Source organism: Pseudomonadales bacterium (assembly GCA_013215025.1).
Classification (GTDB): Bacteria; Pseudomonadota; Gammaproteobacteria; order Pseudomonadales; family DT-91; genus DT-91.
The window spans coordinates 1-13385 of the sequence record JABSRR010000069.1; the positions used below are offsets into that span (position 1 = coordinate 1).

Consider the following 13385-nt stretch of genomic DNA (forward strand, 5'->3'; position numbering starts at 1 on the left):
GAACTTCGCGCTTGGCGACAACTCTTCTACGAGGCATAGTATTACCTATCTCTTTTCAGGTTCATCTGAGACCGCTTTTGCTGCTCAGCCTTACTTATAATAGCTTCGCGTCAGTCTGACGCGGGGATGTTACAGTAATATGAACCGGTTAAACTTTATGTGCCTGAAACACAACCGATTACTTAAGTGGGTAAAGCGCTAAGTCAATTACGACTTAGGACGCTTAGTACCGTACTTAGAACGACCCTGCTTACGATCGTTAACACCTTGTGTATCCAAGGTACCGCGAACAGTGTGATAACGAACACCTGGCAAATCTTTTACACGACCGCCACGGATTAATACAACACTGTGCTCTTGCAAGTTGTGGCCTTCACCGCCAATGTATGAAGAAACTTCAAAACCATTGGTCAAGCGAACACGACATACTTTACGTAATGCCGAGTTAGGCTTCTTAGGCGTAGTGGTATATACACGAGTACATACACCACGACGCTGCGGACAACTTTGCAACGCAGGAACGTCACTTTTAGCAACTTTGCGTTTTCTAGGCTTACGAACCAACTGGTTGATCGTTGCCATGTTTTACTCCAAATAAATCGCCTATATAAAGGCGTCTTGCTTCATACTTTTGCGCACAATCGCGATATTACGAAGGCCGCAAAAGCACACCTATTTCAAAGGAGGCGCAATTCTATAGATCAAAGACTAGACAGTCAAGCAATTAACAAAGCGAACGCCGTGTAATATAACGGCGCCCAATCTGCCCACTCAACCTTGATCGAGACCCGAATTACTCCTCACTCTCAGCCGCGTCTGCAGCGTCTGCTGCTGGTGCAGCAAATGCTTGCGCTAATGCCGCTTCCATATCTTGCGCACTAAAGCTTTCTTCTTTTTCAGCTGCCGCTTTACGATCAGCATGATAAGAGAGACCCGTACCCGCAGGAATCAAACGACCTACCACGACGTTTTCTTTCAGACCACGTAAGTAGTCGCGCTTACCGGTTACCGCAGCTTCAGTGAGCACGCGCGTCGTTTCTTGGAACGAGGCGGCTGAAATAAAGCTATTGGTTGCCAGTGAGGCCTTGGTAATACCAAGTAATACGCGGTCATACTGTGCAGGCACTTTTTCGTCGGCTGTCAGGGCTTCGTTTTCACCAAGCACTTCTGTCAGCTCCATTTGCTCACCGCGAATCAGCTTAGAATCGCCGGCCGCCGTCACTTCAACTTTTCGCAACATCTGACGGATGACCGTCTCAATGTGCTTATCATTGATTTTTACACCTTGCAGACGATAAACATCCTGAACTTCATTCACAATGTAGTTGGTCAATGCAATCACACCGCGTAAACGTAAGATGTCATGCGGATTAGTTGGGCCATCACAGACAACCTCACCTTTCTCAACCGACTCACCTTCGAATACGTTAAGGTTACGCCACTTAGGAATTAAAGTTTCTACGTGCGCTTTACCATCAGGCAGCGTTACTCCTTCTGGCGGAGTAATCACTAGACGTTTCTTACCCTTGGTTTCTTTACCAAAGCTAACAACACCTGAAATTTCCGCGAGAATCGCATGCTCTTTAGGCTTACGTGCTTCAAACAAGTCAGCTACGCGCGGAAGACCACCGGTAATATCTTTTGTCTTCGAGCCTTCTTGCGGGATACGTGCTAACACATCACCGACGCCCGCCATATCACCATCAGTTAAGCTGATCAGTGCATTAGCTGGCAAGAAATAATGCGCGGGCACATTCGTGCCAGGCAAGCATAGCTCTTCACCTTTTTCATCTAACAAGGTAATCGCTGGACGAAGATCTTTACCAGCAGCAGGGCGCTCAGCTGGGTCAATCACCTCAATAGAGCTAAGACCGGTTAATTCATCGGTTTGACGCTTAACTGAGATGCCTTCTTCCATGCCGGTAAACTGCATTTTACCCGCCACTTCAGTAATGATCGGGTGCATATGCGGATCCCAGTTAGCAACGACTTCACCAGCCGCTACTTCAGCTTGATCCTGCACATTTACGGTAGCACCGTAAGGCAGCTTATAACGCTCACGCTCACGCCCGTTTTGGTCGGCAACCGATAATTCACCAGAGCGAGAAGTTACTGCGAACTTACCATCGGCACGTTCGATCAACTTAACATTATGTAAGCGAACCGTACCCTCTTGCTTCACTTGAATATTATCGTTTGCAGTCGCTCGCGATGCAGCACCACCAATATGGAAAGTACGCATGGTTAACTGTGTGCCTGGCTCACCAATTGACTGTGCAGCAATAACACCAACGGCCTCGCCCACGTTGACTTGATGACCACGTGCTAGGTCGCGACCATAACATGCAGAACATACACCATGGCGCGTTTCACAGGTAATCGGCGAGCGTACTTTAACTTCATCAATGCTAGCCTGCTCAATTGCCACAACTAATGCTTCATCGATCATGGTGCCTTTGGCAACAACAACTTCATCGGTACCCGGTTTCAGAATATCTTCTGCAACCACACGGCCAAGTACGCGATCACCTAAGGTTTCGATGATGTCACCACCGTCGATAACCGGCGTGATAACAATACCTTCTTCAGTGCCACAGTCTTGCTCGGTAACCACAACATCTTGCGATACATCGACTAAACGACGGGTTAAATAACCCGAGTTAGCCGTTTTCAGTGCCGTATCGGCCAAACCTTTACGTGCACCGTGCGTTGAGATGAAGTACTGCTGTACGTTCAAACCTTCACGGAAGTTAGAAGTGATTGGCGTTTCAATGATCGAGCCGTCTGGCTTAGCCATCAAACCACGCATACCGGCTAACTGACGAATCTGTGCAGGTGAACCACGCGCACCAGAATCAGCATAAATATAAATCGAGTTAAATGAGTCTTGCTGCTCATCTTCACCGGCCTTGTTTTGCACTGTCTCTTTAGAAATCTCATCCATCATCGACTTGGCAACAAGCTCATTCGCACGTGACCAAATATCGATAACTTTATTGTATTTCTCACCGTGAGTTACAAGACCCGCTGAGAACTGCTCTTCGATTTCACGTACTTCATCTTCCGCATCATTAATGATGGTGTGCTTCGCATCTGGAATTTCAAAGTCGTTAACACCAACCGAACAACCTGATTTTGTTGAATACTCAAAACCGGTATACATCAATTGGTCAGCAAAGATGACCGTAGGCTTCAGACCACAACGACGGTAGCTCTCATCCAACACTTTAGAGATAGCTTTCTTAACCATGGGCTTGTTCACTAAGTCGAACTCTAAGCCTTCTGGCACGATTTGCCATAACAAAACACGACCAACCGTGGTGTCACGCATTGAGGTACGCGTTTCTTTGCTACCGTCTTCAGCAATAATCGTTTCAGTGATACGTGCTTTGATGCGAGTCTGGAGATCTACCGCATGTGAAGCGTAAGCACGGCTCACCTCTTTATCATCGGCGAAAACCATATCTTCGCCTTTGCCGTTAATACGGTCACGCGTCATCCAGTACAAGCCCAAAACAACGTCTTGCGATGGTACGATAATTGGATCACCCGATGCTGGCGATAAGATGTTGTTGGTCGACATCATTAACGCACGCGCTTCTAACTGCGCTTCTAGCGTTAATGGAACGTGAACAGCCATTTGGTCACCATCGAAGTCGGCGTTATAAGCCGCACATACGAGAGGGTGTAAGTTAATCGCTTTACCTTCGATCAATACTGGCTCAAATGCCTGAATACCTAAACGGTGAAGTGTTGGCGCACGGTTTAGCATAACCGGATGCTCGCGGATAACTTCAGCTAAGATATCCCAAACCTCTGGTGGCTCACGCTCAACCATTTTCTTAGCCGCTTTTATCGTCGTCGCTAAACCACGTGCTTCTAATTTACCGAAAATGAATGGCTTGAATAGCTCTAACGCCATCTTCTTAGGCAGACCACATTGGTGTAAACGTAAAGTAGGACCAACCACGATGACGGAACGGCCTGAGTAGTCAACACGCTTACCCAAAAGGTTTTGGCGGAAACGACCTTGCTTACCTTTAATCATGTCTGCAAGCGACTTTAATGGGCGCTTATTAGAACCTGTGATCGCACGACCACGACGACCGTTATCTAATAAGGCATCCACTGACTCTTGCAGCATACGCTTTTCGTTACGCACAATGATGTCTGGCGCAGCCAAGTCTAATAAACGCTTCAAGCGGTTATTACGGTTGATAACGCGACGGTATAAATCGTTCAGATCAGATGTTGCGAATCGGCCACCATCTAATGGTACCAATGGGCGTAAATCTGGTGGAAGAACCGGCAATGCATTCATCACCATCCACTCGGGCTTATTACCTGAACCCAAGAAGGCTTCAATAAGCTTTAAGCGCTTAGATAATTTCTTAATTTTTGTTTCGGAATTGGTTTGCGGAATTTCTTCACGGAGACGCTCTGCTTCGTCTTCCATGTTGATATCCATCATAAGGTCTTGGATTGCCTCAGCACCCATCTTCGCGACGAATTCATCACCGAACTCTTCCAGCGCCTCATAATACTGCTCATCATTAAGCAACTGACCTTGCTCTAAGGTAGTCATGCCCGGATCAATCACTACAAATGATTCAAAGTACAGGATGCGCTCGATATCACGCAAGGTCATATCTAGTAATAAGCCGATACGTGAGGGCAATGATTTTAAAAACCAAATATGCGCAACCGGGCTGGCAAGTTCAATATGGCCCATGCGTTCACGACGGACTTTGGCCAACGCTACTTCAACGCCACATTTCTCACAAATAACACCACGGTGCTTGAGTCGCTTGTACTTCCCACAAAGACATTCGTAGTCTTTGATCGGGCCAAAGATTTTGGCACAGAACAAGCCGTCACGCTCTGGCTTGAACGTACGGTAGTTAATGGTTTCTGGCTTTTTAACTTCACCGAATGACCACGAACGGATCATCTCTGGCGAGGCTAGACCAATACGAATAGAGTCAAATTCTTCTGACTGTCCTTGCGACTTCAGCAAGTTTAGTAAGTCTTTCAAGACACTTCCTCCAAGTTAAGTGCTATGCACTTGTGCGGCGAACCGCTTAATTCTTTAGCCTGTCAGTCAAGTGTTTCATTTCACACTTAACTGACAGATGACGATGTTTTTAACGATTAAGAGTTTTCTGTATCCAACTCAATATCAATACCCAGCGAGCGAATCTCTTTAACCAATACGTTAAATGATTCAGGCATACCAGGCTCCATGCGATGATCGCCGTCCACAATGTTTTTATACATTTTGGTACGACCGTTAACATCGTCTGACTTGACTGTAAGCATTTCTTGTAGGGTATAGGCAGCACCGTATGCTTCAAGCGCCCATACTTCCATCTCACCGAAACGCTGACCACCAAATTGCGCTTTACCACCAAGAGGCTGCTGCGTAACCAGGCTATATGAACCCGTCGAACGCGCATGCATTTTGTCGTCGATTAAGTGGTTCAGTTTCAGCATATACATGTAACCAACGGTTACAGGGCGAGAGAATGCATCACCGGTACGACCATCATGCAATGTCATTTGGCCGCTGCGCGGAATATCCGCAAGCTCAAGTAAGTCTTTAATCTCAGCTTCTTTAGCACCGTCAAACACTGGCGTCGCCATTGGTACACCACCGCGAAGGTTGGTGGCTAATTGAAGCACTTCTTCATCGCTTAATTGCGACAAGTCTTCCGCATGACCATCGGCGTGAGAGTTATAAATATCCTCTAAGAAACCGCGAACTTCAGCCATAGCACGTTGCTCACGCAACATCTTATCGATTTTTACGCCAAGGCCACGAGCTGCCATACCAAGGTGTGTCTCAAGAATCTGACCGACATTCATACGCGACGGCACACCTAGCGGGTTAAGCACGATATCAATCGGCTCGCCGTTTTCATCATAAGGCATATCTTCGATAGGCTTAATCATCGAGATAACACCTTTGTTACCATGACGACCCGCCATCTTATCACCNGGCTGAATACGGCGTTTGATCGCAAGGTAAACCTTAACAATCTTCAGTACGCCCGGCGCCAAGTCATCNCCAGATTGCAATTTNTTCTTTTTAACTTCAAAGCGCTCATCAAGCTCTTTGCGGAACTCTGTCAAGCGTGCTTCAGCGTTATCTAAGGCTTCATTTAAGGCCTTATCTTCCATGCGCACTTTAAACCAATCATCTTGGCTTAAGCCTTCAAGGTCTGCTGTCGTTAATTTTTGGCCTTTGCTGAAACCACCGCCGGCTTTAACTTTATTACCTTCAAGCTGACGCGTTAACTGTGCAAAGGTAGCAGAGGCAACAATATCGAACTCTTGGTTAAGGTCTTTACGATAGTCATCAAGCTGCGCCGTTTCGATAGACTTAGCACGCGCATCTTTTTCAAGACCGTCGCGGGTAAATACTTGCACATCGATAACCGTACCTTTGGTTGAGGTGCCGACACGCAAAGATGTATCCTTCACGTCTGACGCTTTCTCACCAAAGATGGCACGTAATAGTTTTTCTTCTGGGGTTAACTGTGTTTCACCTTTAGGTGTTACCTTACCTACCAGAATATCGCCTGGGCCAACTTCTGCACCGATATAGACAATACCCGACTCATCAAGTTTGCTCAGCGCTGCCTCGCCAACGTTCGGGATATCCGAAGTAACCTCTTCAGCACCCAGCTTGGTGTCGCGGGCAACACAGGTTAACTCTTGAATGTGAATGGTGGTTAAACGGTCTTCTTTAACGACACGCTCTGACACCAAAATAGAGTCTTCAAAGTTATAACCATTCCACGGCATAAAGGCGATACGCATATTCTGACCAAGCGCCAGCTCACCCATATCTACCGAAGGCCCGTCTGCCAAAATATCACCGCGTGCAATCACATCGCCTTGCTTAACGATTGAACGCTGGTTAATACAAGTATTTTGGTTAGAACGGGTATATTTAATTAAGTTGTAGATATCAACCGGCGCCTGACCTTCTGATACCTCAGCGTCATTTACGCGCACTACGATACGGCTAGCGTCAACGCTATGCACGACACCGCCATGCTTTGCAACAACACAGACACCTGAGTCACGCGCAACAATACGCTCCATGCCAGTACCGACAAGCGGCTTATCGCTTTTGAGCGTAGGCACAGCTTGACGCTGCATGTTAGAACCCATAAGTGCACGGTTAGCATCATCGTGCTCAAGGAAGGGGATCAGTGAGGCCGCAACCGAAACCATCTGCTTCGGCGATACGTCCATATAGTTGACGTTTTCAGGCGCAGTTACTGTCCACTCATTCAAATGACGCACCTTAACCAGATCTTCAATCAACTTGCCATCTTCATCTAAGGTAGATGAGGCCTGCGCAATGCAGTACTCAGCTTCATTGATGGCTGACAAAAATTCAATTTCATCCGTTAGCTTGCCGTCAACCACTTTGACGTAAGGCGATTCTAAAAAGCCATAATCATTGGTGCGTGAGTAGGTTGCTAAGGAGTTAATCAAACCGATGTTTGGGCCTTCTGGTGTTTCGATAGGACAAACACGGCCGTAGTGTGTTGGATGCACGTCACGTACTTCAAAGCCTGCACGCTCACGGGTTAGACCACCTGGGCCTAATGCAGATACGCGGCGTTTATGGGTAACTTCTGATAATGGATTGTTTTGATCCATGAACTGCGATAGCTGTGATGAGCCAAAAAACTCTTTCACTGCTGCTGCAACGGGTTTAGCGTTAATTAAATCTTGCGGCATTAGGCCTTCAGATTCTGCCTGCGACAGACGCTCTTTAACCGCACGTTCAACACGAACCAAACCAACACGGAATTGGTTTTCAGCCATTTCACCGACAGAGCGAACACGACGGTTACCTAGGTGATCAATATCATCAACAATGCCTTTACCGTTACGAATATCCACCAAGGTTTTTAATACGTCAACGATATCTTCTTTCGATAATACGCCTTCGCCTACCACCTCTTCACGACCTAGGCGGCGGTTAAACTTCATACGACCTACGCCTGATAAATCATAGCGCTCTGCAGAGAAGAATAAATTCTGGAATAGGTTTTCCGCGGCATCTTTAGTCGGTGGCTCGCCCGGACGCATCATGCGATAAATCTCAACAAGGGCGTCAAGCTCATCACGCGAAGGATCGGTTTTCAAGGTCTCAGAAATATACGGACCACAATCTAATTCGTTGGTGTAAATAGTATCAACGTCTTTAACACCCGCAGCAATTAAGGCGTCGATCAACTCTTCAGTAATCTCCGCATTACACTCGGCGATTAACTCGCCAGACTCGGCATCAATCACATCTTTTGCTAGTGAACGGCCTAACACGTATTCACGTGGCACATCTAACGCTTTAATACCTGCCTTTTCCAGCTGACGGATATGACGACCGGTGATGCGACGATCTTTCTCAACAATCACCTTGCCTTTTTTGTCTAGAATATCAAACGCCGCGACTTCACCACGCAGGCGATCAGCAACTAAGTCGTAGCTAATAGCTTCATCTGACAAATGGAAAGTCGAGGTGTCAAAGAACATCGACAGAATTTCTTCCGAACTGTAACCCAAAGCACGTAGAAGAATGGTGGCCGGTAATTTACGGCGACGATCAATACGCACGAATACTAAATCTTTAGGGTCAAACTCAAAATCTAACCACGAGCCACGGTAAGGAATTACGCGCGCACTGTATAACAACTTACCAGAAGAGTGCGTCTTACCTTTGTCATGATCAAAGAACACACCTGGTGAACGGTGCAGCTGCGACACAATAACACGCTCAGTACCGTTAATAACGAAGGTGCCGTTATCGGTCATCAATGGGATCTCGCCCATGTAGACTTCTTGCTCTTTGATATCTTTAATCGCTTTATTCGCTGAATCCTTATCGTAGATAATCAAGCGAACACGGACACGCAATGGCACCGCATAGGTAACGCCACGCAGCTGACACTCAGCCACGTCAAACACTGGCTCACCTAGGGTGTAACTTACATACTCAAGCGCAGCATTACCCGAATAGCTCACAATCGGGAAAACAGACTTAAATGCTGCATGCAAACCCATATCGCCACGCTCTTCCAGAGGCGTATTGGCTTGGGTAAATTTTCGGTAGGAATCCAATTGGATTGCCAACAAGTATGGAACATCCATCATTTGACGGAACTTTCCAAAATTCTTACGAATTCGTTTCTTCTCAGTATATGAGTATGTCATTAGATCTCCCCAATGCGTCACGAGAAAATCGGAAGGTCTCAAACACCTTTGCCACTTATAAGTGGATGTTTGCCTCACCAACCAATCGCCACTTAGGCTTGCTTATTTTTCTAGTCTCATCACCCCAAAAAAATAAGCCAAAAATTCTATTTTGCATAAACGCAAAAAGGCCAGCGGGAGTAACCCGCCAGCCCAAACCATTCAGACTAACGCTAAATGGTTGATATAACAATCGAAATTATTTAACTTCGACTGCAGCGCCAGCTTCTTCAAGCTTCGCTTTAGCTTCTTCAGCTTCTTCTTTAGATACGCCTTCTTTGATAGGTGAAGGTGCACCGTCAACCAAGCCTTTCGCTTCTTTAAGACCAAGACCAGTGATTTCACGAACAGCCTTGATGGTGTTAACTTTCTTCTCGCCAGCACCAGTAAGAACTACGTCAAACTCAGTCTTCTCTTCAGCCGCAGCACCAGCGTCACCGCCAGCAGCAGCAGGTGCAGCAGCCACAGCAGCGGCAGCAGTAACACCAAACTTATCTTCCATCGCTTCGATTAACTCAACGACTTCCATTACGCTCATCTCAGCGATAGCGTTTAATACGTCTTCTTTTGATAAAGCCATTTTGACTCTCCAAATAAAAATTTAAGGGTTGTTTCAATCAATAAGTAAAAACTTATCAAGCCTGTTCTTTTTGCTCTTTGACAGCTGCTAAAGTACGGACCAATTTGCCTGGAACTTCGTTCGCAGTTTGTACCAGCTTGGTTACCGGCGCTAACATCGTACCCATCAACATTGATAGAGCTTGTTCGCGCGTTGGCAGCTTCGCCAATACATCAATTTGTCCAGCATCTAATAACTGTCCACCCACTGCTAAAGCTTTTACTTCAAAGTTTTCGTTTTCTTTTGCGAAATCTTTGAATAAACGCGCAGCAGCGCCAGGATCTTCCATCGAGAACGCCAATAATGACGGACCCTTGAACACATCCTGAGCACACTCGTATTCGGTACCAGCAACGGCACGCTTAGCTAAGGTATTGCGCACAACACGCATATTTACATTAGCTTTTTTCGCTTCACTACGAAGCGCAGCGATGTCATTTACACCAACACCACGAGAGTCGGCAATTACAAGAGATAAGGCTTCAGCAGCGACAGTGTTGACTTCAGCAACAATCGCTTTTTTGTCTTCTAGACCTATTGCCATTTAGATATCTCCAAATTGCTTGTGCAATAATTCGCATTGATTTAGCTCGTTTGCAGTGCTCACTCACTATCTCAACACATGGAATGGCTACAACCACAAGGGCCTTTGCCATCTGCGTAGGCTTTTGCTTCCCAGCAATGATTAAGTGATCACAACAGAAGCTGCCACCACACCTACGGTCTTTGATAGCTCTGCTTAAATCTTGCTTACACAAGATTGTTCGCAAAGCCCCAAAGTAACGTTACTAACTGAAGCGATTAAAAGCTTAAGCTAGAAATATCAACAGCCAAACCTGGACCCATGGTCGACGACAGCGTTAGCTTTTTAAGGAAAATACCCTTAGCCGCTGCAGGCTTAGCCTTTTTGATGTCAGTCAGCAATGCTTCAACATTTGAACGCAATTGCGACTCATCAAACGATAATTTACCTACCGCACCATGAATGATGCCGTTTTTATCTGTACGGTAACGAACCTGACCTGCTTTTGCATTAGTCACAGCCTCACCGACATTTGGCGTGACAGTGCCGGTTTTAGGGTTAGGCATCAAGCCACGCGGACCTAACACCTGACCTAATTGACCAACCACGCGCATAGCATCTGGCGACGCAACAACAACGTCGAAATCCATCATGCCACCTTTAATTTGCTCAGCCAGATCTTCCATGCCAACAAAGTCTGCACCAGCCGCCTTGGCCGCATCTGCATTCGCGCCAGCAGTAAAGACTGCAACACGCACATCTTTACCTGTACCAGCGGGTAACGAGGTTGCACCTCGAACTTGCTGATCAGATTTACGCGCGTCTACACCAAGATTTAGCGACACATCAACTGTCTCACCAAACTTAACTGAAGACACTGCTTTCAAGATAGATACGGCTTCAGCAAAGTCATAAACCTTACCAAGCTCAACTTTTTCAGCGATTAGCTTTTGACGTTTTGTTAATTTAGCCATGATTAACCCTCCACCTCGATACCCGCACTTCGAGCAGAACCGGCAATAATACGCACTGCCATATCCATATCATCAGTGTTAAGGTCTGGCATTTTGATTGTCGCCACTTCTTCAAGCTGGGCACGCGTTACTTTTGCAACTTTATTGGTATTAGGCTCACCAGAACCTTTTTTAATACCTGCAACCTTACGCAATAAAACGGCCGCTGGCGGTGTTTTCTTGATAAAGGTGAAGCTACGGTCATTATATACGGTGATGACCACAGGAATTGGCATGCCATTTTCCATCTGCTGAGTTTCAGCATTGAAGGCTTTACAGAATTCCATGATATTGACACCGTGCTGACCCAGTGCTGGACCAACAGGAGGTGACGGATTTGCCTGACCAGCAGGCACTTGTAGCTTGATATAAGCTTCGACTTTTTTTGCCATGATATGACTCCTCTGAGTGCAAACGCTCAGCGCAAGGCCAAGCTCCTCATCATTAAACAATCAGCAGAGTTAGCTTTTCTCTACTTGACCAAACTCGAGCTCAACCGGAGTTGAACGCCCAAATATCTGAACTGCAACCGATAGCCTGCTGCGCGGATAATCCACATCCTCAACAACCGCNTTAAAGTCATTGAACGGACCATCGATAACACGCACCACTTCACCAACCTCAAACAAGGTCTTGGGCCGCGGCTGCTCAACGCCATCTTGCACACGCTGCAAAATAGCATCAGCCTCACGATCAGAAATTGGCGCAGGCTTATCCGCCTTACCACCAATAAAGCCCATCACGCGAGGCGTCTCTTTTACTAAGTGCCATGAATCATCATTTAGTTCCATTTGCACTAGCACATAACCAGGGAAAAATTTTCGCTCTGACTTACGCTTCTGACCGGCGCGCATCTCCACCACTTCTTCAGTTGGCACCAATACATCACCGAACAACGCCTGCATACCATGAAGCTCAATACGCTCTTCCAGCGCACCCTTCACTTTTTTCTCGTAACCAGAATAAGCATGCACAACATACCAACGCTTAGACATGCTGTTTCCCCTTTTAATTAACCAATCACCATTGAAACTAGAGAATTCAGAAGCGCATCCAAACCCCAAAGAATCAAAGCCATTACAATCACTACCAACACAACCATAAAAGTTGTTTGCGTGGTCTCTTGTCGGGTTGGCCAAACCACACGACGAATCTCAGCGCGCGACTCTTTGACCAAACGCAGAAATGCCGCACCTTTCTGCGTTTTAATCGCAAGAAATCCAGCAATCGCCGCCATCGGCAGGAGCGCCAAAGTGCGCTCAAAAACCGAATACTCATTAGCAAAAAAACTATTACCGTAAACGCCGGCAGCAACGATAACCACCACCAGGATCCACAACACAACATCTAGCGCCGACGACGAGCCTTCTTGCTGAACATTGGTATTCATACTTACGCCTACCGCTATCAAAAAAACATTTTTAAAACAATGCCTTGCGAGCTGGCAGGCCAGGAGGGACTCGAACCCCCAACAGCTGGTTTTGGAAACCAGTGCTCTACCAATTGAACTACTGGCCTACATACACGCAAAAAAAGAGGCGAAATACTACTCGCGAAGAACAGATTTGTCAACCATTTTTACACCACTTATTTGCAGCATAAAAAAAGGCCAACATTAAAAGAATGGAGCTCTTGAGCAGATTTGAACTGCCGACCTCACCCTTACCAAGGGTGTGCTCTACCAACTGAGCTACAAGAGCAAATGGAGCGGGTAGCGGGAATCGAACCCGCATCATCAGCTTGGAAGGCTGAGGTTCTACCATTGTACCATACCCGCATATCACCTAAAAAAATCAAACTTAGCGCTTAGCAATTATCTTAGACTGTATAAGCCATCTAGATACAATCGCCTGCTAAGAAAAGTAAAAATATTCTTTTACTAAATTTAATAGACCGGCTCAATTAGATGGTGGAGGGGGGTGGATTCGAACCACCGAAGCTTACGCGTCAGATTTAC

At 46.4% G+C, this 13385-nt stretch carries 9 protein-coding genes and 3 tRNA genes; all 12 read right to left on the bottom strand.

Features of this window, described 5'->3' with window-relative positions:
* Positions 1 to 207: 207 nt before the first annotated feature.
* On the bottom strand, positions 208 to 582 hold the full coding sequence (gene rpsL, locus HRU21_06830; protein NRA42010.1) for a 30S ribosomal protein S12: 375 nt from the start codon (positions 580 to 582) through the stop codon (positions 208 to 210).
* A 211-nt stretch (positions 583 to 793) separates the two neighbouring features.
* Positions 794 to 5035 carry a DNA-directed RNA polymerase subunit beta' gene (gene rpoC, locus HRU21_06835; protein ID NRA42011.1) on the bottom strand — a complete coding sequence of 1414 codons (4242 nt, stop codon included), beginning with the start codon at positions 5033 to 5035 and terminating at the stop codon, positions 794 to 796.
* A gap of 116 nt (positions 5036 to 5151) precedes the next feature.
* On the bottom strand, positions 5152 to 9234 hold the full coding sequence (gene rpoB / locus HRU21_06840; protein NRA42012.1) for a DNA-directed RNA polymerase subunit beta: 4083 nt from the start codon (positions 9232 to 9234) through the stop codon (positions 5152 to 5154).
* A gap of 238 nt (positions 9235 to 9472) precedes the next feature.
* Positions 9473 to 9853, bottom strand: a complete 381-nt coding sequence (gene rplL / locus HRU21_06845) for a 50S ribosomal protein L7/L12 (protein ID NRA42013.1) — start codon at positions 9851 to 9853, stop codon at positions 9473 to 9475.
* Positions 9854 to 9908: 55 nt separating this feature from the next.
* Positions 9909 to 10436: a 50S ribosomal protein L10 gene (gene rplJ, locus HRU21_06850; protein NRA42014.1), complete on the bottom strand. Its 528-nt coding sequence runs from the start codon at positions 10434 to 10436 to the stop codon at positions 9909 to 9911.
* A gap of 257 nt (positions 10437 to 10693) precedes the next feature.
* A complete protein-coding gene (gene rplA, locus HRU21_06855; GenBank protein NRA42015.1) occupies positions 10694 to 11389 on the bottom strand; it encodes a 50S ribosomal protein L1 in 696 nt (231 codons plus the stop codon).
* 2 nt (positions 11390 to 11391) lie between these two features.
* Positions 11392 to 11820 (bottom strand): 50S ribosomal protein L11, encoded by a 429-nt coding sequence (gene rplK / locus HRU21_06860; GenBank protein ID NRA42016.1) that lies wholly within the window; start codon positions 11818 to 11820, stop codon positions 11392 to 11394.
* Positions 11821 to 11889: 69 nt separating this feature from the next.
* Positions 11890 to 12423 (bottom strand): transcription termination/antitermination protein NusG, encoded by a 534-nt coding sequence (gene nusG, locus HRU21_06865; protein ID NRA42017.1) that lies wholly within the window; start codon positions 12421 to 12423, stop codon positions 11890 to 11892.
* Positions 12424 to 12440: 17 nt separating this feature from the next.
* Positions 12441 to 12818 (bottom strand): preprotein translocase subunit SecE, encoded by a 378-nt coding sequence (gene secE, locus HRU21_06870; protein NRA42018.1) that lies wholly within the window; start codon positions 12816 to 12818, stop codon positions 12441 to 12443.
* 52 nt (positions 12819 to 12870) lie between these two features.
* A tRNA-Trp gene (locus HRU21_06875) sits at positions 12871 to 12946 on the bottom strand.
* A gap of 106 nt (positions 12947 to 13052) precedes the next feature.
* A tRNA-Thr gene (locus HRU21_06880) sits at positions 13053 to 13128 on the bottom strand.
* Positions 13129 to 13131: 3 nt separating this feature from the next.
* A tRNA-Gly gene (locus HRU21_06885) sits at positions 13132 to 13205 on the bottom strand.
* Positions 13206 to 13385: the final 180 nt, after the last annotated feature.